This window comes from Niallia alba (genome assembly GCF_012933555.1).
GTDB classification, from domain to species: domain Bacteria; phylum Bacillota; class Bacilli; order Bacillales; family Cytobacillaceae; genus Niallia; species Niallia alba.
On record NZ_JABBPK010000001.1, the window covers coordinates 3,026,402 to 3,052,431 of the forward strand.

General features: G+C 35.9%; 23 protein-coding genes and 1 other RNA gene. 4 read left to right on the forward strand and 20 right to left on the reverse strand.

What is annotated here, in order from left to right:
* Positions 1-62: 62 nt before the first annotated feature.
* The 10 genes from HHU08_RS14545 to HHU08_RS14590 all read right to left on the reverse strand — a co-directional run bounded on the left by HHU08_RS14545 (position 63) and on the right by HHU08_RS14590 (position 11,800).
* A complete protein-coding gene (locus HHU08_RS14545) occupies positions 63-1,976 on the reverse strand; it encodes an ATP-dependent DNA helicase (protein ID WP_169188753.1) in 1,914 nt (637 codons plus the stop codon).
* 380 nt (positions 1,977-2,356) lie between these two features.
* On the reverse strand, positions 2,357-2,527 hold the full coding sequence (locus HHU08_RS14550) for a hypothetical protein (protein WP_169188754.1): 171 nt from the start codon (positions 2,525-2,527) through the stop codon (positions 2,357-2,359).
* A 104-nt stretch (positions 2,528-2,631) separates the two neighbouring features.
* Positions 2,632-3,765: a THUMP domain-containing class I SAM-dependent RNA methyltransferase gene (locus HHU08_RS14555; protein WP_016203090.1), complete on the reverse strand. Its 1,134-nt coding sequence runs from the start codon at positions 3,763-3,765 to the stop codon at positions 2,632-2,634.
* Between the two features lie 205 nt (positions 3,766-3,970).
* Positions 3,971-4,349, reverse strand: an RNA gene (gene rnpB, locus HHU08_RS14560) — RNase P RNA component class B.
* A gap of 267 nt (positions 4,350-4,616) precedes the next feature.
* Positions 4,617-4,919: a cell division regulator GpsB gene (gpsB, locus tag HHU08_RS14565; RefSeq protein ID WP_016203089.1), complete on the reverse strand. Its 303-nt coding sequence runs from the start codon at positions 4,917-4,919 to the stop codon at positions 4,617-4,619.
* A 75-nt stretch (positions 4,920-4,994) separates the two neighbouring features.
* Positions 4,995-5,552, reverse strand: coding sequence for a DUF1273 domain-containing protein (locus HHU08_RS14570; RefSeq protein ID WP_205835798.1), 558 nt, complete (start codon positions 5,550-5,552; stop codon positions 4,995-4,997).
* An 881-nt stretch (positions 5,553-6,433) separates the two neighbouring features.
* Positions 6,434-6,787: a CotD family spore coat protein gene (locus HHU08_RS14575; protein ID WP_169188755.1), complete on the reverse strand. Its 354-nt coding sequence runs from the start codon at positions 6,785-6,787 to the stop codon at positions 6,434-6,436.
* 437 nt (positions 6,788-7,224) lie between these two features.
* Positions 7,225-8,499 (reverse strand): ribonuclease H-like domain-containing protein, encoded by a 1,275-nt coding sequence (locus tag HHU08_RS14580; RefSeq protein ID WP_169188756.1) that lies wholly within the window; start codon positions 8,497-8,499, stop codon positions 7,225-7,227.
* 10 nt (positions 8,500-8,509) lie between these two features.
* Positions 8,510-10,792, reverse strand: a complete 2,283-nt coding sequence (locus tag HHU08_RS14585; protein ID WP_169188757.1) for a DEAD/DEAH box helicase — start codon at positions 10,790-10,792, stop codon at positions 8,510-8,512.
* 216 nt (positions 10,793-11,008) lie between these two features.
* Positions 11,009-11,800: an alpha/beta fold hydrolase gene (locus tag HHU08_RS14590; RefSeq protein WP_169188758.1), complete on the reverse strand. Its 792-nt coding sequence runs from the start codon at positions 11,798-11,800 to the stop codon at positions 11,009-11,011.
* A 373-nt stretch (positions 11,801-12,173) separates the two neighbouring features.
* Between HHU08_RS14590 and HHU08_RS14595 the strand changes: the two genes are divergently transcribed.
* Positions 12,174-12,659 (forward strand): Hsp20/alpha crystallin family protein, encoded by a 486-nt coding sequence (locus tag HHU08_RS14595; protein WP_169188759.1) that lies wholly within the window; start codon positions 12,174-12,176, stop codon positions 12,657-12,659.
* A gap of 142 nt (positions 12,660-12,801) precedes the next feature.
* Positions 12,802-12,954, forward strand: coding sequence for a YpzG family protein (locus HHU08_RS14600; protein WP_169188760.1), 153 nt, complete (start codon positions 12,802-12,804; stop codon positions 12,952-12,954).
* A 605-nt stretch (positions 12,955-13,559) separates the two neighbouring features.
* Here the strand turns inward: HHU08_RS14600 and HHU08_RS14605 are convergent.
* The 4 genes from HHU08_RS14605 to HHU08_RS14620 form a co-directional block, all read right to left on the reverse strand.
* The gene (locus tag HHU08_RS14605; protein ID WP_169188761.1) at positions 13,560-14,078 is read right to left on the reverse strand and encodes a YppG family protein; all 519 of its coding nucleotides are present in this window, start codon (positions 14,076-14,078) and stop codon (positions 13,560-13,562) included.
* Between the two features lie 296 nt (positions 14,079-14,374).
* Positions 14,375-14,755: a YppE family protein gene (locus HHU08_RS14610; RefSeq protein ID WP_145999714.1), complete on the reverse strand. Its 381-nt coding sequence runs from the start codon at positions 14,753-14,755 to the stop codon at positions 14,375-14,377.
* A 40-nt stretch (positions 14,756-14,795) separates the two neighbouring features.
* Positions 14,796-15,050 carry a hypothetical protein gene (locus tag HHU08_RS14615; protein WP_169188762.1) on the reverse strand — a complete coding sequence of 85 codons (255 nt, stop codon included), beginning with the start codon at positions 15,048-15,050 and terminating at the stop codon, positions 14,796-14,798.
* A 151-nt stretch (positions 15,051-15,201) separates the two neighbouring features.
* On the reverse strand, positions 15,202-16,173 hold the full coding sequence (locus HHU08_RS14620; protein ID WP_169188763.1) for a DUF2515 family protein: 972 nt from the start codon (positions 16,171-16,173) through the stop codon (positions 15,202-15,204).
* Between the two features lie 89 nt (positions 16,174-16,262).
* On the opposite strand from HHU08_RS14620, the gene recU reads away from it, so the two are divergent.
* Complete coding sequence (gene recU / locus HHU08_RS14625) at positions 16,263-16,868, forward strand: Holliday junction resolvase RecU (RefSeq protein ID WP_101730971.1); 606 nt, start codon at positions 16,263-16,265, stop codon at positions 16,866-16,868.
* Positions 16,869-16,904: 36 nt separating this feature from the next.
* Entirely contained in the window at positions 16,905-19,580 is a 2,676-nt protein-coding gene (locus HHU08_RS14630; protein WP_169188764.1) for a transglycosylase domain-containing protein, read from the forward strand.
* A 132-nt stretch (positions 19,581-19,712) separates the two neighbouring features.
* Here the strand turns inward: HHU08_RS14630 and HHU08_RS14635 are convergent, their stop codons facing one another.
* From HHU08_RS14635 to HHU08_RS14660, 6 genes are all read right to left on the reverse strand, one after another.
* Entirely contained in the window at positions 19,713-20,231 is a 519-nt protein-coding gene (locus HHU08_RS14635) for a YpoC family protein (protein WP_101730969.1), read from the reverse strand.
* A complete protein-coding gene (gene nth, locus HHU08_RS14640) occupies positions 20,231-20,887 on the reverse strand; it encodes an endonuclease III (RefSeq protein ID WP_016203073.1) in 657 nt (218 codons plus the stop codon). The genes HHU08_RS14635 and nth overlap by 1 nt, the downstream gene beginning before the upstream one ends.
* Positions 20,888-21,374: 487 nt before the next feature.
* Positions 21,375-22,085 carry a DnaD domain-containing protein gene (locus tag HHU08_RS14645; protein WP_016203071.1) on the reverse strand — a complete coding sequence of 237 codons (711 nt, stop codon included), beginning with the start codon at positions 22,083-22,085 and terminating at the stop codon, positions 21,375-21,377.
* Between the two features lie 240 nt (positions 22,086-22,325).
* Positions 22,326-23,621, reverse strand: a complete 1,296-nt coding sequence (asnS, locus tag HHU08_RS14650) for an asparagine--tRNA ligase (RefSeq protein WP_016203070.1) — start codon at positions 23,619-23,621, stop codon at positions 22,326-22,328.
* A 349-nt stretch (positions 23,622-23,970) separates the two neighbouring features.
* Positions 23,971-25,170: a pyridoxal phosphate-dependent aminotransferase gene (locus HHU08_RS14655; RefSeq protein ID WP_016203069.1), complete on the reverse strand. Its 1,200-nt coding sequence runs from the start codon at positions 25,168-25,170 to the stop codon at positions 23,971-23,973.
* Between the two features lie 22 nt (positions 25,171-25,192).
* On the reverse strand, positions 25,193-25,666 hold the full coding sequence (locus HHU08_RS14660) for a cell wall elongation regulator TseB-like domain-containing protein (protein WP_016203068.1): 474 nt from the start codon (positions 25,664-25,666) through the stop codon (positions 25,193-25,195).
* Positions 25,667-26,030 lie beyond the last annotated feature (364 nt).

The following is a 26,030-nucleotide window of genomic DNA, read 5'->3' on the forward strand; positions in this document are numbered from 1 at the left end:
CATAAGTTTATCTATAGTATTGCTTAACAACATTAGATAAACTTATGGGACATGCAAACTAATTAATTTGGTTTTACTGGCAATGCCTTTAGCACAGAACTCTTTACAAGTTCAGTTTCGTCCGGATTCATACATAAATGAATAGATCCTTTGTCTTCATGTGTACGAATTAATCGACCAATGCCTTGACGTAGCCTTAAAATCATATATGGTAAATCCACTTCTAAAAATGGATTTTCTACATTTTCTCGTTTACTTTTATACACAGGATCGTTTGGAGGGAATGGCAAGGAATAGATAAAGACGTTTTCTAATGATCTACCTGGCACATCTAGCCCCTCCCATAAATTCACTGCACAAAGAATTGATTTTTCCTCATTTTGAAACTTAGAAACAAGGGTACTGATTTCTCTTTCCCCTTCAAAATAAATTGGCAGCATGAAATCATTGGGTAAATTCTCCTGAAAACTAGCTAAATCCTCTTTGCTATTGAAAAGAACAAGGGAACGACCTTCTGCTTTTATTAATTCTCCATAACAATATTCTTGTTTTTCTTTGTCCGCTTCTTTCGCAAATGGTTTGATATGAACAGTCATATTTTCTTCATAGTCGAAAGGAGAATCCACAGAAAATGATAAATAATTGGTTGCACCAATACTATTTGCCATGTATTCAAAGGATTTATTGTCAGACAGTGTCGCTGAGGAGAAGATAATCGGCTTTTGTTGACTAAATACTTCCTCTTGCATAATATCTTGAACAAGTCTCGGCATAATGACAAGCGTTCTTTCGCCATTGTTTTCCTCAAACCATGTTATTCCATTCATTTCTTTTAAAAATAAGCCTAATGAATGAGATATCTGTTCTAAATATTCCTCCACAACTTTTAAGTCGTATTCATTGATGACATACATTTCGCTTTCGAAGACAAGCTCTTCTTCTAGCTCTGAAATATAGCCTGCTAATTTTCTACCTGCTTGTATTACTCGATCCGTTTTTTTGATTTCTTGTTTATCAGAGCCTTCTGTTTTATAAGATGCATCTGTTAATTCTCTAAAAAACTGCTCATTTTGGTAGATTGTTTCTTCAATAATATTTAATGTCTTTTCTCGCACATCATTTGCCATTAAACGAGTTAATAGATTCTCCAAGTTTTGCTCAGTCAAACGATATGTTAGAGCATTTTGTGCTGCATATTCTAATAAATGCCCTTCATCGAAAACGACACATGCACTATCTGGTAATAAAGGCAGCTGCCCTTCTCTTTTTCTAGCTTCTTTTGTCCAAATATGTTCCATATAGAAATCATGAGAACAAATAATTAGATCTTTGGCATTTCGATAATAGTCTCTATGCAATGTTTGCCCACAACGATGGCGCTTATCACATGTAAAACAATCTTGCATAGAATCCCATGCTACCCCTTCCCAATCTTTATCGTTCAGATCTGGATAGTCTTTTCTATCACCATATGGTGCAAAAGATTGCATCGAACCAGTGCCGTGCACGAAATCTGGAAGGCTATCGTAAATGGAATTATACGTATCTTCAAATGTAATTTTTTGATCTAATTTGGTTAAACATAAATACTGATTTCGCGATTTCGCCAACCGAACATCAATATTTAACCCAAGTGCCTGTTCGAGCTTTGCAATATCGCCTTCTTTTTTAACAAGTTGTTCAATTAATGTTTCGTCTGAACAAGCGATAATAGCAGGCTTGTTTACATAACGGGCATAACAAATACTATATAGTAAATAAACAAACGTTTTTCCAGTCCCTACTCCTGCCTCTGCGAAAATCGTTTTCTTGTCTTTAAATGCTTTTTCTAATTGATAAGCCATATATACTTGCTCATCGCGTAATTCATACCCTGCCTCTGGAAGAATGTCATAAAAGACATCCCCGATCCATTCTCCCAACTTGTCATAAAATGATTCTGTTTTTGATACTTCAAATGGCATGCTATTTTGCATGAGTACCCCTCCGACTTTACGAAATAATCTTCTTGTTTTCATCTTTATCTATTTAATAAGTAATGGGTTATTACACTTGTTTTTAATGACGAACCCTAATCATAGTCAATTTTAGACCAATATTCAAGTGAAAAGAGGGTTGCCACACAAGATTTAGGCACCCTCTCTTACAAAATTGGATATTTTTTTGGATATCAAACAATCCATGATTTGTTTTCTAAAGACTTTCCATTTAAACTTTTAGGTAGTCAAATTAATATTACCTTTATTTTTCGAGGCGATCAAAGCCTCCTTGCGAGGTTTCGGACTTGCTCGCATTTCTCATAGGAGAACATCTATGCACTATGCTGCCGTTATAACAAAACGATTTAATCCTTTTGTTATCCTCTATCTCTTGATAAGGAATAAGTCATTGCCTGCTGAACCATTTGTTGAGCTGCCGATAGCTGCTCTATCACGGTTTCATCCGAAATGCCTTCTCCTTCTATTAAATCCATCGAAGAATTTAATGCGCCGATTATTTTTGTATAATCTAAAGTACTGTCTTTCATAAATTTTCCCTCCAGCAAATTACGTATAGAATAAATATATACTGTTTCTCAGAAAATATACTTATTTAAAGGATGTAATCTTTTGGAGGGCTATTCCCAAATTTTTAGTCTCTTTTTCGTTTGCCCCAGTACTGGTAATAATCTGTTCTGATGAAACCATTGAATAGTTTACGTTTTTTTGTTGCTTTTCTGCCGTAGTGTGTTTCAAATTCCTCGTCACTTGTAAGCATGTAAATAGACCATGTTTCAAGTGGAGCAAAAGCCTGTCCCATTTCCTGATACATTTTTTGAACAGATGGTTTATCTCCTAATCGCTCTCCGTATGGCGGATTCCCAACAATAACACCATTTTCTTTCATAGTGGTAAAATCTTTTACTTGCATCTGCTTAAAAGTAATAAGATCTCCAAGTCCTGCCTCAAAGGCATTATCTTGAGCAATTTTAATCATACGATGATCGATATCTGATCCGAAGATTTCAAGAGGCTGATCATATTTCGCGTTATCCTCTGCCTCTGTACGAATTTCATCCCATACTTCACTTGGCATCCAGTCCCAACTTTCAGAAATAAAATCACGATTAAAGCCAGGCGCAATATTTTGCCCGATTAATGCAGCCTCTATAGGAATTGTCCCAGATCCGCAAAAAGGATCTGCAAAAGGTCGATCCGCTGTCCAATTTGTTAGCAAAATTAAGGAGGCAGCGAGTGTTTCTTTTAAAGGAGCTTCCCCTTGTCCAGCACGATAGCCTCTTTTATGAAGCCCTTGACCTGAAGTATCAATCGTTAATGTAACTATATCCTTTAAAATAGCAACTTCTATCTTAAATAATGCACCATTTTCCTCTAGCCAACCTGTTTTCTTATAATGCGTGCTTATTCGATTAACAATTGCCTTTTTTACAATCGCTTGACAATCGGATACGCTGAACAGCTTTGATTTGACCGATTTACCCGAAACAGGAAATTGTGCGTTCACAGGAAGATATTCTTCCCAACGAATCGCTTTCGTCTTTTCAAAAAGCTCATCGAATGTAGTAGCTTTAAATTCTGCTACTTTGATTTTTACGCGATCAGCTGTACGTAACCACATATTGCTTCTTGCAATAGCTCTTTCATCACCTTTGTATAAAACTTTCCCATTATCTACTGTACACTCGTATCCTAGCCCTCTTACTTCTTTTGCAACTATTGCTTCAAGGCCCATAGCTGCAGTAGCAATTAAGTCAAATTCCCTCATAAAATCTCCTTTGTCGTCATTAAAATAATTTTTTTATGTATAAATGCGATACTATTTTTTCCAACAAATTGAGTATATTCCATATAAAAAGGATGACCAGATTATATGCATGACATACTGTTTAAAACGAAATTCTACAGCATATCAGACACAAATCTACGTGTCACCCTTTGTAATGTTATCTTCATCATAAATCAACTCAACGCTTTATAAGCCATGTTCTGTTCCTTTGTACTCATACGACTCTCATCTCGTACTAAGGCGGTAATCATCTATCTACAGAAAATAATTTCTGTCCTTCTCTTCCGTTCATTTCCTCAGAGAAAGTTCCCCTACCATAATTTGGGTTTCTCGCTCGTGGGGTTTACCTCGTTCCACCCTTGTCATTTCTGACAAGGCTACGTCACTGTGGCACTTTCAAGGTATTCATACCATATCCGAAGACTTAGGTATTTTCCCTGCCGTCAGCATAGATATGCTGCCCTAGCTTATTTTTTGACTAGGCACGAACACTACAAGCATCTCAGCCTGTGCGAGCATGGACTTTCCTCTACAAACAAAGTTTGCAGCGATTACCAAAGCGTTTTATTGATACAATAGCTATTATAGTTGTTTTACCTATCTATTGCAATGGTTATTATAGGTAATTATTAACTTTCTATCTTGTTGGATAAAGTGAACCATCCATCAGTGGGGTTTTCCTTCCTCCCCCACTGATGGTTAGTTGAACCAATCGGACCTTTACGGACAGTTGATCTCCCACCTTTCTTCCTCGTATGCTCATAAGCTTGAGGCGGGAGTCTTACTGGCCGTTAAGAGTGGATAAAAAGAATAGCTTCTTGGTGATGAAATCAATCGTATAACTTGCTTCCAAATACATGCTTCTCCAAATTAGATAATCTTTTTAAGATATCAAAATTAGTAGTTCCAGCTGTAGTTGGTGCAGGTTGTCTGCGGCTAGCTTCCTCTGCCTGCTTCTTCAAACGTAAATTCTCTTGTTGTAGTTCTTCAATTTCTTGGTGAAGGGTTTCATAATCTTTAATAATTAAATCCAAAAACTTATCTACTTCTTCTGGTTTATAACCTCTAACACTTGTTTTAAATTCTTTCTCTAAAATATCTTTTGCTGTTAATTTCATTTTATCTGATAGCATTTATCGCTCACCTCAGTCGATTACCATTTATCTCAATTATTTTTTCAAATATATGCATTTTTGTCAATAAATCTATTAATACTCTTCATTAAACCTTGCTTCTTCCACAATATCTTGTAAATCTGAAAATTGAATTTTACGAATTTCATAAGTATTTTGTTCCTGATACATTTGTGCGAGTTCATACAAGTACTTGGGACTACCAGGGTTCTCATCATCATAAAAAAGTAGTAACACATCACTTTTTTTAAGTAGAAATATATTTTTATCTCTTAGTTGTCGAGGACTTTCATATGGCTTTTTTGAAACAGAATCAACAAAATCAGCCTGCATGATTATTTCTTCATACCATTCTTGATTTGCCTCTTTCCAGTTCTGTTCCTGTTCAAGAAACGGAGTAATAACACCCAGCTTTAGGTCTGGGTATTCTTCCATCTGCAAATCATATACCACTTCAGCTGCCCATAGTTCAGTACCAAGCTGCCCACTAATTAACACCCACTCCAGTCCTTCTTCTAGCATTGCCTGTAAGTTCTTTCTAATTGCTAATTTTATGTATTCTGCAGCTAGTTCATCTCGCTTAAAAATTCCAATTTCATAAGGCTTATAGCCAGAAATGACGGCTATTTTCATAATCGTATAAGTAACTCCTTCATCTTTACCATTGTTACTATAAAATATATCATAAATATACAATCCCATAAAGTGAAACTTCCATCAGTTGGGGTTTTCCTTCCTCCCCCACTGATGGTTAGTTAAAAAAGCTTATGGGGGAGTCTTACTGTCCGTTAAGCGTAGGATAAAGAAATTATGCTTTTTCTGAGACAATCGCTCTCATTTTTACTGCTAGTCTGTAATTACAGTTTTCATTATATGATAAGTATTCGATAAAATGAACGAAAATAATCGGTTCCAGAATATTTTTTTGTCTACACGAAAGAGGCTGGGACATAAGTATTCCAGTCATAGATAAACCCGAACAACTATCAAATAATCCTAAATGATTGTTCGGGTTTTATTAGTTTTATAAAAGGCTGTTTCAGTACAGTTAGTGTTAATATCCGCAGCCTGAATACACTTCGCTTTCCATGGGGCGAGCGCCGAGCCGCTTCGGCCTATGGCCTGCAGGGTCTCGGACTTTCTCGCAGCTCCCATAGGAGTCTACGTGTATTCAGGCTGCTCCATATTTCCTACTAATTCATTTTTTCTAAAAAAACAATATTTTTTAGGGAATTGCCTTTAAAAACAGAGTGGAATGGAGCGGAAGACACTCGACTCCTGCGGGAAGTAGAGCAATCTTTAGACCCCACAGGCTTTAGCCGAGGAGGCTTAGGTTGCTCCCCGCGGAAAGCGAGTTTCTGTAGCGCAATGGAACGAATTAGTTTTTACACTTGACTATATTTAAAAACATAAATAACCATTGTATAAAAGGAACCTTTATTTAAGTGATAAATTAGAGATTGTTCGTCTTTACAGATTGGCTATCTAGTTTTGTCCCAGCCTCTTCCTCTTACTTATTTTTTTCTAAAAGGAAATGCACCAGGCATACCAGGCGTTCCAGGTTGACCTGGGAACAATTGACCAGTAGCAGTAAATGGAATTCCTCCAGTTGTTGGATAAGCAGGTGCAACAGGAGCTACTGGATATGGAGCTGGAGCAGGACCCATATTAGCTTGAGTGTTAGTTACCACAGTCTCAGCAGATTGAGTGTGTGGGAAATAATGTTGGTGCTCATAGTTCACATGATTTACAGTAGTTGTATGTGTGGGATGAATATGTGGCACAATATTATTTGAATATGTGCTATTCACACAACATTTAGTTGGATGAACTACTGCAGGTAAAATGTTATTAGGTTTACAATGCATAAGAAAATCTCCTCTCAATAAATTAATTATCTTACAGTAACAACTTATGTAGAAAGGGATAATCTTGTACTAATACAAACACCTATTTTGCTTTGGTTTTTTATATTTCATGCAAGAGCTACCTAAAATCATTTTATAAATGTGCATAAAAGCTGTCTTTTAGAGTTGTAAATAAAATAATGGTTAAACAAACAAGAACAAAAAACATACACATAACTACTTTATACAAATTCGTCCACTCCAAATTAGTATTTCATTTATTGGGGGTATTTCCTTCTCCCCACTGATGGGTTAGTTACACTTATCGGACCTTTAGGCAAGAGTTTCAACCCCTAACTAACTATCGCTTGAGCTCGAGGAATTGCTGCCCGTTAAGAGTAGGATAAATGAACCACTTACTATTTTAATAGGGAACGAGCATACAAACAACTAGGTTATTAATGGAATAATTGATTTCTTTTAATCGTATGCAGTTTTTTTTCTAGACGTTCGTACCTTTTTTGAAGTTCTGGTTCTATTCTAAGTAGCTCTTGATGCTCTCGAAGTATAAATTGCGCTTTTTCTGTATAAGTTAATGCATTTTGGATATTTTTCTCTTTATGTTCCGCAAACTTAGCAAGTTCAATCAGCGATTGTATAACAACTACCGGGTTTGTCTTCTTTGTATAAGTTTCGATAATTTTCCGCCATAAAATAATGGCATCTTCAAACTTCTTCTCTTTTTTATACTGTTTGGCCAATAAAAAGGCTGCCTCTAACAACTCTTCTTTATTCTGTTCATCAATACTCTGTAAATTTTGCTTTGCAATATCTGTCTGTCCGATAAGCGTGTACCACTTTCCTACTTCTAACGTTTCTTTCGCACTAATTTGCTGATCCTTTCTTAACAATTGGTAACTTAGATGTGTATACAAAGTGATTAGAGAAAGAATATCTATTTCATTATGCTTAAGAATGCCAAGCATACCTTCTGGATTTTTTCGTTCAACAAAATCAAAATAAATCATGGGAGCAAGAAACCCAGGTACATCATCTTCTCGCTTTACTCCGAGAATCTCTGCTTCTACTATCGACAATTTCGTTCTTTCTAAACGATGCTTCCACATCCTTCTTGCCGCGTGGTATAAATCAAAGTGGCCAAATTCAGGAAGCTTTGGTACATGCTCTTTAATTAACGTATGTCTTGTTTTCACCTGAGGCCAATCAAATGCCTTACCGTTATAGGTTACTAAAGTCGAATAGTCTACGTTCTCTAGGAAACTATTAAATAAAGGTATTTCTGCCCCAGGATGTGGCAAAACATGCTGTTTTAAAACAATCTCATTTTTTATAAGCTGTGCATATCCAAGAATAAAGATAGTGTTCCCTGCTCCTCCTCCAAGTCCTGTCGTTTCTGTATCAAAAAAGAATAAATCACTCGCTTGATGGCCTTTTGCTGAAAGTGGATGGTCATAGGTTGCATTATTCCAATCATCGACAACGTGGCAAAACTCTCGGAACGTATAGTTGCCATGCGTATAATCAAGTGAATATCGAACTTCGCGAATTAAGCAATACTCGTTATCTAACCAATAAGGAGACACATTCTCCTGCTTCCACTGCTCCATGAATGGGATAATGCTCTTATTTCCCACGGGATTTTTCACAAGGAGGGGCTGTTCTTCTTTTTTCAAATGAGACTTCATCCTGCTTAATTTATTTTTAATAGACATATTAATCCCCTTATATGGAAAAATTACTATTCTCTAAAAGAGAGAGAATTTTAATTACATCTCGTTTACTGTTATTTCCATGACTCTCCGTACCTATACAGGAAGGACAGCCATACTCACAGGAACAATTTTTCACCATTTTTTTTGCTTCTCTTAATACAGCAGGCATTTCTTCAAATATTTTTTTACTTAAGCCGATTCCACCAGGATATTGATCATAAAAGAAAATCGTTGCTTTTTCATTATGCTCTGCTTTTACTTGTGGAACTACATGCAAATCCTGAGGGTCTGCCATTACAAGTAATGGTGCTATATGCTTTAAGGCATGGGCTGCCCCTATTAAGCCTTGCTCTGTTTGCTCTTGTTCCCATTCTAGCTCGTTTGGCTGAAAGGAAATCCAAGCTGCGTTCGTATGAAGTTCTTCTTCTGGAAGCGTAATCGGACCAGAACCAATATTTTCGTGGGTTTCAAATTTTATTTTTTTAAAAATGGTGCTCATTGCTATAATGCTAACATCACCAAAGCCAGTTTCCGCCTTAGGATAGTTATTTTTATTATCTTCTTCTAAAACCTTTAAAGATACCGCTAAATTTGCATCTGTATAATAATCAACACTTACCTCACGGACATATGCTTTTTTTTCTTCCCAATCAAGCTTCTCTACTTGATATTGAATTCCTTGATGCATATAAATTGCTTCTTCATGTAAGAGCGTCATTGCTGAAAAACGATCACTTTCTCCAATTACTCTGCTTTTACTTACATCTGAGATATCAATGATCACAATATTCTCTTGTGATGCTGAACGAAGACTTATATTATGTGCTGGAAAAGAATCATTCATCCAATACCATTTATCCCCGTTTTGAAAAAGGATTCGCTCTTCTGTCAAGAACTCGAGTATTTCCCTAATTTCACACTTTCCAAATGTATCTCCTTCTTTAAAAGGAAGCTCATATGCAGCGCATTTCATATGATCAATTAAAATAATAAGATTGTCAGGATTTATTCTCGCTGTTTCTGGATTTCTGCTAAAGAAATAGTCAGGGTTCGCTACCATATACTGGTCTAGGGGGCTTGAGCTTGCCACCATAATGACAAGGGATTCATCATGTCTACGGCCTGCTCGTCCTGCTTGCTGCCATGAACTCGCAATCGTACCAGGGTATCCTGTCATAACACAGGCTTGCAGTTGTCCAATGTCAACACCTAGTTCTAATGCATTTGTACTGACAACTCCATAAATATTCCCCTGTCGCAACCCTTGCTCTATTTCTCTTCTTTCTGTTGGCAAATAGCCGCCTCGATAGCCACGAATCGATTTAGGACCAAGTTGAAATTTCACAAGACCTTGCAAATAGGTAAGCAAAATCTCTACACGAACACGACTTTTGGCAAAAACAATTGTTTGAATTTTATTTTTCAACAGCTCTCCTGCTATTTGACGCACTTCTAAAGTAGCACTTCTCCTTATATTCAAGGGAATATTCACAATAGGAGGATTATAAAAAACGAAATGTTTCTTTCCACTTGGAGCACCATTATTATTTATTAGATGTACACGTTGTTCGGTTAAATTCTCTGCTAATTCCTTTGGATTTGCTATAGTTGCTGATGTGCATACAAAGATAGGATTACTTCCATAAAACGCACAAATTCGCTTTAATCTGCGGATAACATTAGCTACATGACTGCCGAAAACGCCTCTGTAAATATGCAACTCATCTATAATGACATATTTGAGATTTTCAAATAGTGATACCCATTTTGTATGATGTGGCAAAATGGCAGAATGAAGCATATCTGGGTTTGTAATAACGATATGTCCAGCTTTTCGAACCTTTTGTCTAATAGAAGCTGGTGTATCTCCGTCATATGTATAACTATTTATCTGTAGTTCAGCACTTTCAATTAATTCATTTAATTCACTTTTCTGATCTTGTGCAAGAGCCTTTGTAGGGAACATATATAACGCCCGTGCATTTTTGTTCTCTGCAATGGACTGAATGACAGGAAGATTGTAGCAAAGGGTTTTACCTGATGCAGTTGGTGTAACAGCTACAATGCTTTCCCCTTCTCTAATCGCCTGATATGACGAATATTGATGTGTATAAAGCCGTGTTACTCCTCGCTTTTGCAAAGCATCTTTTAAATTTGGCAATAAATCATCGGGTAGTGGAACTGTTACAGCTTCCTTTGCTTCGATTGTATGCCAATAGGAAATTCTTTCCTTGTATTCTTCCTTTGTTTTTAGTTCCTTGATAATTTCTTGTAGGTTTTTACGTACTTTCATTTGTTTCACCTCTAATATATCTATTTTATCGAATGGACGTTCGATTTGAAAGAGGTTTTAAAAAGAAAAAAAGAACCATTATTTACTATTTGATGAAATAAAGTGAAACTTGCATCAGTGGGGATTTTTCTTCCTCTCCACTGATGGTTAGTTGAACCAATCGGATTTACGGACAGTTGATCTCCCGCCTATCTTCCTCGTATTTCTCATTAGCTTTTAGGTTAGAGTCTTACTTGGGATAAATGAACGAATTGCTTTTGCCAACTCCTCGGGAGCTTCTTGCATGCTCATATGACCTGTATCTAATCTAACTTCTGAAACATTTTGGCTTGAAGAAGAAGCAACACGATCTAATGAAACCACTTTATCTTTTGTCCCCTTTACCAATAAAACTGGCACATTTGCCTGTTCGATTACTCCATTTCTATCTGGTCTTTTTCTCATTGCTGCCTGTGTCTCCATTGCCGCAATTCCGTTTGTTCCATAGCCAATTCTTTTCGCCTTTTCCACTTCGTTAGGTAAAGTTATGAGAGATTCGTCGGCAAATAAATTAGGAATTAGCCCATTAACAAACTCTTCTATTCCAAGATCTTGAATTTTTCGTATTGCGTTCAATCTTCCTTCTTTTCCTGCATCTGTATCTGAGTATGCTGTGGAATGTATTAAACCAAATCCCTTTAGGCTCTTTCCAAAAAGCTCTGCAAAAGCCAATGTTACATATCCACCAAGGGAATGCCCAAACATATACACTTGTTCGATACCTAATTTTTTTAATAACTTATTCATATCGTTCGCTAAATCTTCTATCTCAAATGGGGCTCCACTATAAGTTGAGCTGCCATGTCCTCTTAAGTTTACTGCAATTACATGGTATTTATCAGATAGTAAGGGCAAAATATACTCCCAATAATCGACGCTTCCGCAAAAACCATGTATTAAAACAATCGTATCTCCTTGCCCATGCTCTATATAGGATAGTTGTTCGTTTCCAATTGTGATTTTTTTCATTTATACAAACTTCCTTTCTACCTTTCATTTGGCTTTATTCTAAAGCCTGTTTTCGTAAAGTTTATGGCTATTCCCCGTAGCCGGAATACACTTGCTTTCCGGCTGCTCCATTTTGCCTTTAATTCTTTTTTCCTATTGAAGAAACAACATTTTTGAGAAAACTGCCTTTCATTTAATATACCACTTTTTTTTATAAGCAAATCTTATTCATTTTTTATGAAGTAAAAAAAGAGGAATCAAACACCAATCCATTTTATTAGGCATAGTATAAGTAGAAAAAGGCCTATTCATTTGCAGTTTTCTTCCCTTATTTTAATGGGGATAAAACATATTAATCTTTCGTTCATGTTTTTTATGTAAGGAGTGATGTACTATGTCTTCAAATTTCCCAATGGATCCAAACAAAAAAGAGAAAACCCCTCAACCCTTTAATGGTTTCATGCGTTCCATGAATCAGTTTTTTCAGGAAAAGCCAGTGAAAAACTTTCTTCAACAAATGGATGAATTTTTTAGCAATCCATTTCCCAATATGACTTTTCCAATTAGCGTGAATGAAACGGAAAAGGGAACAACGATTAAAGCAGAGCTACCTGGAATGAATAAGGAGCAAATTCAACTAGACATTTATGACCATTATTTAACAATCAGTGTGAACCACCAGGAAATCATTACAGAAGAAAACACCCAAGCTAAAACCTTTCATACAAGTCAAATGTTTAATAAAAGGAGTAGAAGCATTGCTTTCCCACACCCTATAGACGAAAAGAAAGTGACCGCTTCCTATAAAAATGGCTTGCTAACAATTAAAGTTCCAAAACAAAAAGGCAAAAAAATAATGATTGAAGATCAAAATCCGTAAACCAAGAGAGTAAATATTATATTATCTGCACATATTAATAGTGGATGCACGTAAGAAATACTCTCCTTCCATTAACGGAGAAGGAGAGATTCCTTTTACATCCATTTAATTTCTTTCTAATCTTACTTCCTGAGGTGATAAGATGAGTTATAAAGATCAGTTGGATTCTCACTCTGCGCTTTTTCATCACAATTGGACGAGACCGAAACGTTCTAAGTCCCAAGTTAATGGGCATACGCAAATGTCTCAAACAAATATTATTCTAAGAAGTAATGCAAAAGCACACCGCTGGTAAGTAGAGAAAAAGAAATGAAGGCTGGGACATAAGTATTCCAGCCATAGATAAACCCGAACAACTATCAAAGAATCCTAAATGGTTGTTCGGGTTTTATTAGTTTTATAAAAGGTTGTTTCAGTACAGTTAGTGTTAATATCCGCAGCCTGAATACACTTCGCTTTCCATGGGGCGAGCGCCGAGCCGCTTCGGCCTATGGCCTGCAGGGTCTCGGACTTTCTCGCAGCTCCCATAGGAGTCTACGTGTATTCAGGCTGCTCCATATTTCCTACTAATTCATTTTTTCTAAAAAAACAATATTTTTTAGGGTATTGCCTTTAAAAACGGAGTGGAATGGAGCGGAAGACACTCGACTCCTGCGGGAAGTAGAGCAAAACCTAAGACCCCACAGGCTTTAGCCGAGGAGGCTTAGGTTGCTCCCCGCGGAAAGCGAGTTTCTGTAGCGCAATGGAACGAATTAGTTTTTACACTTGACTATATTTAAAAACATAAATAACCATTGTATAAAAGAAACCTTTATTTAAGAGATAAATTAGAGATTGTTCGTCTTTACAGATTGGCTATTTAGTTTTGTCCCAGCCTCTTCTTATTTCGTCGTAATGTACTTATACTTTAAAGATTCCGCCGACCCCTTTTACCAATCCTGTCACCTGGTTCATCGCGTTCATCATCATACCAGCCGTATCCATCATCTTATTAAAATCTAAAGATCCATCTTGTGATTTAAAAGAGTTCATGATACTTTTCATATTGCCTTGTTTTTTCGGAATAAACGATTGCTTTGGATATGGATTCATAAATCCTTGATTTTGATTCATATGATTAGAAGAGTACTGGTTCATGTCACCATTCTCCATATAATGAAGTGGATTTTGAAAGATGTCTTGTGTATTGTTTTTATAAGCATTTTGCGGGTGATAATAACTTGGTTGATTGTTTGGATAATTCGGATGCATTGGCATGTTATAGAAGTTTTGTCCGTTCATTCCTGCCCCATTCCATTGTCCTTGGTTCATATATGGATGGTACTGTCTATTATCGGTCGGCATTTGTTGTATATTTGGTTGAGTATAAGCGGTCTGATAAGGTACATTCCTTCTTTGGCGATTAGATGCTCTATACATGAAATTCTATCCTCCCACGTTAAAGATATCCTTATCTACTATATGATGATTTCGCCTAGACTGTGCATTCATTTTCCAAAACACTTATTTAGTAAGGGATATTTCCCCTTAATTGCTGACTGCATATGGAACGTTTCGGCAGCAAAGGCTCTTCTGTTACCTTTGCCTGCTTTCTCTTGCTAACAGTTACTCATTACCTATACTACTCCTTTCAAAAGGCACTGATACTTAGGTTTTTTATATAATAAATAAAAAGACAAAAAAAAAAGAATTTTCTTCTCCCTTTTGATATTCCCTTATTGACCTTCCGCTTTTAGAGCATCAAGTAAAGTTTGCAGTATATACTTTACAGATTTTGCAGAATCCAGAAAACGTTTCTTACTCGTTTGGGCAAAAAAAGCTTGGATTGAAATAATTTCTATATGATCAGATGCTGTATTAATTTGAATGCCATTTAGGTAGTCAGGCTTTGATTTCTGCACCCATAATTTAGCCATTTCCTTCCATTCCTCATTTAAATCTTTGATGCGATTCGCAAACGGGCGTACGGTTTCATAAAAATCCCCATTTGCTCCAGTTTCCTTCACTTTATAGAAGGTCTCTATTGAATATTCCACTGCCTCAAGAAGTTTTTCTGTATGTTCCATTAGTTGATGGTTTTCGGTCAATTTTGCCACTCCATTTACCCTTTATCGTTAATTACTTTATTTTAACGATTTACTTTGCTAAGTTCAAGTAAAGAGGCATTTGTCTTGGAGGAACATTAGAAGGAAGCCCCGATTGGCTTGCTGCAATTTTTTTCTCCATAGCAGCCATTCCTTTTTCTATATTATTTAATGAAGTCATATGTTTTTTTACTAGTTGTGTTTTTTGATTCCTTGCATTCAAAAGTGTAGCATCTAGTATTTCTAATTCCTCTTGAATCTCCTCCAACATAATCAATAACTTTTCCTTTGTATAATTCTTTTCCATACAAATCCCTCCAAGCTATTTTTAATACATACTCTTTTCTTTTTTTTTATGAACTATCCTGCTCAGTTGACAAAACTAGAAGAGATTCGGCAAAGAAAGTTTATTTTTTTATAACTGGTTTAAAATTCGACAAAAAATTATTATTAATGTGTTAAAACCACTTGTTTCCCTGACGAATCAGTTCATGTAATGTTTGCTGCTTTTTCAAGTACCAATCCGTTATAAGCAAGGGTTCATTATGCTCGCTACATGTTTGCCACTTTTTCTTTATTTTCTTTTTATACCAATCCTTTCTTTTCCCTTCACGATGCTTGACTACCGGATAAGCAACTCGGAGTATGGGTGTCGTATTGGCTAATTTTGGGTATATATATTTTTCATAATCATATCTTGAACCAGTATGTTCTATTTTTCTTGCAAAATCATAGAACTCTTGATATAAATTAGATTTAAATAAAAGGCTTGCTAATGTATTCCCTAGCTTAATTCGTTCGTTAAGAGAAGTGAAGTTAGAAACGCTAGCCCCGTAAAGTTTCCCTTGTAAAGTTGGAAAAAGTACGGCATTAAAATGGAGAAAATCCTGAAAAAGATACGGAAAGTAATGAAGGACATGATGCTTGATTCTTGCGTTTTCAATGACAGGTTGTTGAATCACATTTTGTTCATTGATAATTAAACTATTCATTAATCTTTTTTTATTCTTTGTCTCCCAATACTTTAACCATTCTTCTTCCATAAAAGAGGAAACTTGAAAAAACTTTAATAAATGAAACATTGGCAAGTTTTTTTTCGTCGAATATTCATAGAGTAGTAATTGAGGAAATGCATCATTAAAAATAAGCCAGTTTGCTTTCTCATAGGTCAAGTAGATTTGCTTCCTTTTTTCCTGACTAACTACTTGCGGCAGCCATAGTCCATTTAAATCACCCATATTCCAGCCAGCATTTCTTGAAACTTGGCTTGCAAGAAATGCCCATTGGATTTCTTTATTTTTGTTATAATAGCAGAGATAGGCTTTGGTCCTTGAAATATTGTCTAAGTTGCACTTATCGGTAATTAGCCTTATTCTAGTTATAAGTTTTTCTTCTTCTAACGAAGAAAAATATGATTTTTTACCTATCAAATTGTTCACCTCTTATGAACGCTTTATGGTATTATTGTTTGTTGATTGCAATAAGTTATACTTTGAAAGAATCTTTGTGAGGTGAAAAAATGAAGATTCATTATCCAAATGGAAAAAGATATACACCTGTAAAAAATGTAAATACTAAATCGCAAAAAAAAATAAGTTATAGTAACCGAGGAATGAACTTAGAAGATGATTTGAATGAAACGAATAAGTATTACTTAGAATTTGGGAAGGCCGTCATACATAAAAAGCCGACACCTGTTCAAATCGTTCAAGTCGATTATCCGAAGAGAAGTGCTGCCGTCATTAAAGAAGCCTATTTTAAACAAGCTTCCACTACAGACTATAACGGTGTTTATAAAGGAAAATATGTCGACTTTGAAGCGAAAGAAACGAAGCATACTACTTCTTTTCCGCTTAATAACTTCCATGAACACCAAATTAAACATATGCGGATGGTATGTGAACAACAAGGAATTTGCTTTGTCATTATCTCTTTTTCAGAAACAAATGAAATATTCTACTTAGATGCAGGAAAACTCTTTATATTTTGGGAAAGAATGATAAATGGCGGAAGAAAATCGATCACAAAACAAGAACTAGCAATCAATGGTCATTCCATTAGCCTAGGTTATCAGCCTCGAATTGACTATATTAAAGTGATTGATACTATTTATGAATTCAACTAATTCCTTTTGTTTTTAGAAAGAAAGGTAGGAACAATTATGACAGATAAATATCAAACGCGAGAGGAGCGCCGCAAACAACTGGAAACCTCAAAGAAAAATGCTCCTAAAAAAGCACAGAAAAAAAGTGGTAAGAATTTGTTTAAACGCGTTCTGCTTATTTTATTAACAATCGGTATCATTGGTATTATTGCAGGCGGAGTAACATTTGCCATAATGGTTAAAGATGCACCCGAATTGAATCCAGAGACTTTAAAGGACCCTATTTCTTCTACGATCTATGACAAGAATAATAAGGAGATAGCAAAAGTAGGTGCCGTAAATCGGGACTATGTAAACTATGAAGATATCCCTGATTTAGTAAAAGATGCGTTTATCGCAACCGAAGATTCACGCTTCTTTAAACATCATGGAATCGATCCTATCCGCTTAGGTGGGGCAGTAATAGCAAACTTTAGAAATGGTTTTGGTTCAGAAGGCGCAAGTACGATAACACAGCAAGTTGTGAAAAACTTCTTCTTTAACCAGCCACAAAAAACATTAAATCGTAAAGCACAAGAAGCATGGCTTGCCTTAGAGTTAGAACGCAAGTACTCAAAAGAAGAAATATTTGAAATGTATGTTAATAAAATCTTTATGTCTGAAAATATGAGCGGGGTTAAAACCGCAGCAAAAGTTTATTTTGATAAAAACTTAGACGAGTTAACATTGCCAGAGGCTGCCCTCTTAGCAGGAATGCCACAGGCGCCAAATGCCTATAATCCATTTAATAATCCAGAAAGGGCAGAAAAAAGACGTAATATTGTCTTATCCTTAATGCATCAACATGGATATATTTCAAAAGCAGAAATGGAAGAAGCACAAAAGACTTCTGTGGAAGATTCATTAGTTGCAAAAGAGGATCGTCAAACAAATGATCTACCGTATGATCCATTTATAAAACAAGTTATTGCCGAAATCGAGAAAAAATATCCAGATGTTAATGTATTTACAGATGGATTAGAAATTTATACAACGATGGATAAAGAAGCACAGGAATATGTGGAAGAATTAATGTACGAAGGAGAGATTGTCCCATTCCCTGACGAACAATTCCAAGCTGGAATTACCTTACTAGATACGAAAACAGGCGGAATTTTAGCTCTTGGAGGTGACCGCGATCCAGATGTAAAGCTCGGGACAAACTATGCAACAGATATGAAGCGCCAGCCTGGATCAACCGCTAAGCCTATCCTTGACTACGGTCCAGCTGTTGAACATTTAAAATGGGGAACTTATCAAACGATTGTAGATGAGCGTACTACCTATTCAAATGGAACACCAATTAGTAACTGGGATAATAGCTATAAGGGATCTATGACTATGCGAAAAGCGTTAGAAATGTCAAGAAACATTCCTGCTCTTAAAGCTTTCCAAGCAGTCGGTGCTGAAAAAGCTAAAGATTTTGCAGTAAATCTAGGCATTCCGCTAGAGAATGCCTATGAATCCTATGCTATTGGAGCATTTGAAGCTAGCACACTAGAAATGGCTGGAGCATATAGTGCCTTTGGTAATGAAGGTGTATATAATACACCACATGCTGTGCGCTCCTTTAAATTAAAAGATGGTACTAAAATAAATATGGAGCCTAAATCAAAAGTAGTGATGCAGGATTATACCGCATTCCTCATAACTGATATGTTAAAAGGTGTACTTACAAGCAGTGATGGAACGGGAAATCTTGCTAATGTTCCAGGATTGCCTGTTGCTGGTAAGACAGGAACGACCAACTATTCGCAAGAAGAACGAACCAAATGGGGCATAACAGATTCTAGAAGTGTTCCAGATGCTTGGTTTGCTGGCTATACAACTAATTTTACTATGGCCGTATGGACTGGATACACGGAACGCAAAAACCCACTCACTCCTGGACCAAACCAGAAAATTGCTCAACAGATTTTCAAAGCAGTGATGAGCCATATTTCGGAAGATGTAGAAACAGCTGATTTTAAGAAGCCTGATAGTGTTGAAACAGTAAAAATCGAAAAAGGTACGTTTCCGGCAAGATTAGCAAGTTCTTATACACCAAGTAGTCAAATCCAAACCGAGTATGCCGTTAAAGGAAATATTCTGAACGAAGTATCACAAAAGTACAATAAACCTAATACTCCTACTGGAGTGAAAGCAACTTATAATGAGAACAGTGATGAAATCGATCTATCTTGGGACTATGGTGACAAAGAGGGCGTCAAATTTGACGTAAGTGTAAGTGTTGATGGTGGAGCTAATGAGCAATTGACTGTTACTTCTGACACAAGCTTAAAGATTGCCAAACCAACGCCTGGCAGCACCTATACCTTTACTGTAAAAGCAATTAAAAATGATCAGGATAGTGATCCTGCATCTGGCAGTATTTCCGTCCCAGCAAAAATCGAGGAACAGCCACCTGAGGATCCAAATGAGACAATAGATGACGAGGATGACCAAGACGATCCTAATGGCGAAGATTCTGATGACAATCAGGATGATGGAGACAATGAAGACTCTGATAATGGGGAAGAAAATAACAACAATCAAAGTAACAATAACGGGAATAACAACGATAATGGCAATAATGGTGGAAATAATAGTGGAAACAATACTGGTAACAACAATGGTCAAAATAATACGAATTCCAATGATGCTAACCAAAACCAAAGCCGAAATAGAGAACAGAATCGAAATGATTCCCAATAAAGTAAAACTTCCATAAGTGTGGGTCCCCACTTATGGTTAGTTGAACCAAGCGGCCCCTTTATGGACAGTAAGAGTAGGATAAACTGACGTGTAAAAGAAGAGGACAATTCCAACCGGAATGGTCCTCTTCTTTTATTTAGATTTTCTATTCAATCTTATTAATTTGATCGCATGCTGTTTTTCTAATTCTTTAAACAGCTCATCCAATTGTTTATAGGAATGATACCCATTTAATCTTTTTAGAATAAACTGGAGCCGATCTTCTAAATTGAAAGGTTTTATTTCTAAGCTACTGTCTACCAAACCATTTCTTAATACGACTGGTTTTTCGTTAAGCCAATATAAACATTCTAAAAAGTATTCCATTCCAATCGTTAGTCCCTGCTGAAGTCTAATCGTATCCCTCTCTTCTGCAAACGATTGTAATTCCTGTTTAAGCTGTTTCCACTTTTCCAAAACCAATTTTACACATTCAGAAAAGTTTGCTGTATTCCAAGGCTGATAACCTTCTTTATTATGGTAATAATTAGCTTCATGTAAAAAAGCTGGTGTTAATACTAAGCAATCAGTCACGATAGAAGGAAATTTTTTTACAACCGGGAACGGTCCATATAAAAGCTCAATTGGTGCATCTAATTGATGATTATCCATTATACAACACCTTTAGTCTTCATTCTTTTTTTTCCTTCTCTACACAAAGCTAAAAGTGGACAAACCGCACATTGAGGATTTTGCGCCTTACAGTGATACCTTCCAAAAAAAATCATACGATGATGTGTCACAGACCATTCATCTTTCGGAACTTTTTTCATCAAAGTTTTTTCTACTTCTAAAACAGAGTCTTTCCATCGACAAATTCCTAATCGTTTACTGACCCTTTCAACATGTGTATCGACAGCAATAGCGGGGATATTATAAGCAACAGAAACGACTACATTGGCCGTTTTTCTTCCGACCCCTGGTAAGTTAATCAATTCATCTCGATCCATTGGAATTTCACCATTATATTTTTCCAAAACCATTTGACAAAGCTTTTGAATATTTTTGGCTTTATTTCGATATAAACCAATGGACCGAATATCATTCTGCAATTCTTCTATGGGAACACTTAAGTAGTCTTCTGGGGTTTTATACTTTTGAAATAAATTTTTAGTTACCTTATTAACTAGTGCATCGGTACATTGTGCGGATAACGATACGGCAATAACCAATTCAAAGGGGTTAGAATGAACCAATTCACAATGTGCCTCTGGGAACATTTCCCCCATCGTATCCAGACAATATCTAATTTCATCTTTTTTTAGCATGTAATCCTCCGAAATGAATAAACTTTCTTCTATACAATAGGCTGTTATCGTAAAGTTTGTTGCGATTACCCGCACCGGAATACACTTCGCTTTCCGTGGGGCTAGGCTTAAGCCTCCTCAGCTTTGCCTCCGGGGTCTCAGATTGTCTCGCTAATCCCGGCTGCTCCATTTTTCCAACTATTTCTTTTTCCTATTGAAAAAACAACAATCCTTTAGAAAACAACCATACAAAAAAAGGTCGTCCTAAGAATAGATTGAGATTCTTTCATTTATCCAAGTAGTTTTTTTCTACTAGATATGTCTTGTAATGAAGTCTAAACCATTTATTCTTATAACAATCCCAGTTTTACGTAGTCAAACTTTTATATGAATGAACATTGTGTAAAGGAAGGAAGCAACCTACTTTCCTATTATCTCTAATAGTCAGCCTTCCACTTCACAATAATCAGTCATTCACTTACATTTACTTACTGTATCAATCTTAGCATTATTGATCTAACCAATTATAAAACGGTACTGCTTTTTTACTTGATGATTCCTCTCTCTGCTCGACTTTATATCCAGCTGTCTGATGCTGTCTAAACTTTTTCCCGTGGCTTTTCGCTTGTTCGATTGTCTTAATACCATTCTTCTTCCATTCAAACAAAATCCGATCAATATAACGAAAATTTAATTTACCCGAAATTACTGCTTCACGAAGAGCTGCTTTAATAATAACCATTTCATGCTGATCATCGTCTACCCACATATTTAGCGTTTCAATTTCAAAAGGAGATAGAGGTCTTCCAAATTCCTGTTCAAAGCAAGTATATAAATCTGATTCCTCTTTTTCTATTAAAGCTTCTTCTTCTTTTTTATTATTTAGCAAAAATTGTTCTATTAATTTATTCCAAAGAGGCTCTAATGAATAGCGTTCATACCGAATTCCGGTATCACTGTTACCATCCAGTATTTCAATAAAACCTTTTCTGATTAACTGGCTCAATAATTCATGACATTCATTAATATCTATAGTCATTTGTGCAGATATTTCCGCCGGTGTCGGAAAATCATTACCTCGCTCTAAATAATAGTGCACCTGTAACAAAAGGACTAATTCTTTTTCATTTATTTTCAATTGTTTGTAATTTGTTAGAAGTGTGGAAGGAATATTGATATTCCCTTCTTGCAACCATTTTAAAAAAATTGTTTGATTCATTAAAGACACCTCTAATCAAGTATATCATGTTGGCCATAAGCATGTAATAATGAAAATCACCCAAACCTAGCAATAGTTAACAAAAGATTATTTTGTAATATTTGTTGCTAGAAGTGAGGAGCTTACCAAAAAGAAGAAGGGAGAAAATGAGGATTGTGAACAAGGTGAAACCTCACATTGAAAATTCGATGTGAGGTTTTCCTTAGACTAACTTTCCGTATTTTCTACCCTACTCTTTGATCATGGATATAGACGATTTAATAGTCTTGGGAAAGGAATCGTTTCACGAACGTGCTCTACTCCCGAAATCCAAGCAACTGTTCTTTCTAGCCCTAGACCAAAACCAGAATGTGGCACCGAACCATATTGTCTTAGCTCTAAATACCATTTATAAGTTTCTGGATCTAATTGATGCTCTTCGACGCGCTTACTTAAAAGATCCATATCATGAATACGCTCAGAACCACCAATAATTTCTCCATAGCCTTCAGGAGCAATTAAATCTGCACAAAGCACAACATCTTCTCTTTCTGGATGTGGCTGCATATAAAAAGGTTTAATTTTAGTTGGATAATGTGTAATAAACACAGGTTTATCAAAACTTTCCGCAATAGCCGTTTCGTGTGGAGACCCAAAATCATCTCCCCACTCAATATCATCAAAACCTTTTTCATGTAAGAATGTAATCGCATCATCATAGCTTATTCTTGGGAATGGCGCAGTAATATTCTCTAATTTAGAAATATCTCTTCCTAGTGTTTTAAGCTCTAATTGACAATTTTTCAACACGGACTGAACGACATAAGAAACATATTGTTCTTGAACTTCTAAGTTTTCTTCAAACTCTACAAACGCCATTTCTGGTTCGATCATCCAGAATTCAATTAGATGGCGACGCGTTTTTGATTTTTCTGCACGGAAAGTTGGTCCGAATGAAAACACTTTTCCTAACGCCATTGCTGCAGCTTCCATATAAAGCTGTCCACTTTGTGACAGATATGCATCTTCTTCAAAGTACTTTGTTGCAAATAGTTCCGTTGTACCTTCTGGAGCACTTCCAGTTAAAATTGGCGGATCTACCTTCACAAATCCATTTTCATTGAAAAATTCATAAGTAGCACGAATTATTTCATTTCTTACTTTCATTACTGCATGCTGACGTTTTGAACGCAGCCATAAGTGACGATTATCCATTAAAAATTCTGTTCCATGCTCTTTTGGCGTAATAGGATAGTCTGTAGAAGTATGAATCAATTCCACATTTGTTACAAGTAATTCATATCCAAACGGAGAACGTTCATCCTTTTGGACCGTACCAGTAACATATACAGATGATTCCTGTGTAATAGATTTAGCTGTTTGGAATACTTCTTCCGCTACATCACTTTTAACAATTACTCCTTGTACAAATCCTGATCCATCACGAAGCTGTAAAAAGGCAATTTTACCACTAGATCGCTTGTTGGCAATCCATGCACCTACTTTAACCTCTTTATCAACATATTTTGGTAACTCGGCAATAGTTGCTTTAATCACAATTAACTCCTCCAAAAACAAATAAATATATGTACTTAAATAGAGACTGCGGTTCTCTCTATACGAAAATAAAGGATATCTAAAACCGCTTCTTCCTACCGTTAGTAGAAGACTTAGTAGAAAACATACTAGTTAAGATAAAAAATATTCTACCAAAACATTATACCTTTACATCCTAAGACAATCAACACTATCGATCCTTCTAGGTAACAAAATTCATATTTAAAAACCAATACCTCTATCTCTATTAAAGCGATTTTCACACGTCCTTCCATTAAAAATGGTGAATAGAAAAGAGAATGCCAAGTAAGATTCGATAATCCTTATTGACATCCTCTACAAAAATCGCTTATTTGTTAACGACCATTTTCTTTTCTACAAACTGTTCCATTCGACTTACAGCAGCTTCTAACTTTTCCAAGGACGTCGCGTAAGAAAGACGGATATAGCTATCTGCTCCAAACCCTGACCCTGGGACAACCGCAACGAGTGCTTCTTCTAACAATGCTGTGGAAAACTCATCAACAGACTTAAAGCCTGTTAATTCAACTGCCTTTTGCACATTTGGAAATAAATAAAATGCCCCTTTCGGCTTTAAGCAAGAAAAACCAGGAATATTATTTAATTTCCCATGAATAATATCTAAGCGCTCATTAAACGCTTGGCGCATTTCTTCCACTGAATCTTGTGGACCTGCATATGCCTCAATCGTAGCATACTGAGATGGTGTTGTTGGATTCGAAGTACTATGACTGGCAAGATTAGTCATTGCTGTTATTATTTCTTTAGAACCCGCCGCATACCCAATTCTCCAGCCTGTCATCGAATGTGATTTGGAAACACCATTTATTATAATGGTTACTTCTTTTAGTGATGGTGATAAAGAGGCAATCGACACATGCTTACTATCTCCATAAACTAATTTCTCGTAAATTTCATCTGAAATAATCAAGATATTATGTTCTAGACAAATATCACCAATCGCCTGTAATTCTTTTTCCGTGTAAATCATTCCAGTTGGATTACTTGGTGAATTAATGATAACAGCTTTTGTTTTAGAAGTTATTGCCTTTTTTAATTGGTCTGGAGTAATTTTAAACTCATTTGCTTCATACCCCTCCACAAAAACAGGTACTCCTTCTGCAAGCTTCACTTGTTCTGGATAACTAACCCAATATGGAGTAGGAATAATAACTTCGTCTCCTTTGTCCAAAATAACCTGGAACAAAGTGTATAATCCATGTTTAGCACCATTTGTGACGATAATCTGATTTGCTTCGTATTCTAACTGTTGATCTCTCTTTAATTTTGCAGCAATTTCTTTTTTTAATGCTTGTAAACCTGATGCAGGAGTGTATTTTGTATGCCCTTCATTCATGCTTCTAACAGCGGCATCAATAATATTTTGAGGAGTGTTAAAGTCAGGCTCTCCAGCGCCTAAACCAATTACATCATGACCATCTGCTCTTAAACTCGCTGCTTTTGCAGTAATGGCCAATGTTGTTGATGGCGTTAAAGTATTAACTCTTTCTGCTAATTGAATTTTCATTTTTATTTACCACTCCTATTGGTTAATAATTTTCAATTGTTAACAGGATTTCTCCTGTTTCAAAATCTATCCAATGATAGTTTATGGAATCCTTGTCTGTATGAGAAAAAATCTCCCAGACAGGCAACCCATCATACATTCCTAGTCGGACAGCATTGACCTTTTCTGGCGATTGCTTCGATAATAATATATTAAGCGCTTCTTGTTTGGTCAGCCCATCTTTTTTTCGTTTTTCTGTTACTTGATGTGTTTTTTCATTAATCCAAACAATAATATCCTCATTATCATCGTTTTTTCCTTCTAAAATATAATAGGATTCTTTTCCATTATATAATTGAAAGCTGTCCATATTTTTCAAATCTGTTTCATTCATAGCAATTTCTTCCGCCGTTTCTCTCGCTGATTTAACAGGCTTCATTGCTTTAACATATGTATTAATACTTACAGCTAGTCCAATAAGGAAAACAACAATAATTATCCAAATCCATTTTTTCATTTTTTATATCACTTCTTTAAAACAGTATTTTGTTCATAGGTTATTATAACAGTATTTATAAATAGAAAGAAATTATTTTATTTAATAATTAGTTGTTTTTGTCTTGTAAACAACTAATTATTCAAACAGATTCCTTCATGTTTTGCTAGGCATTTAAGTAAAGGCTGTTTCGTAAAGCTTGTTTCCTACTACGCTCAGCCGGAATACATGAATACACTTCGCTTTCCGCGTAGCGTCTTCATGTATTCCGGCTGCTCCACTTTTTCAACTAATTCTTTTCTCCTATTGAAAAAACAACAATCTTTTGGGAAACAGCCTATGTAAAAAGAATTACAATCTTAAAATGCCTCCATTCTTTTGTACC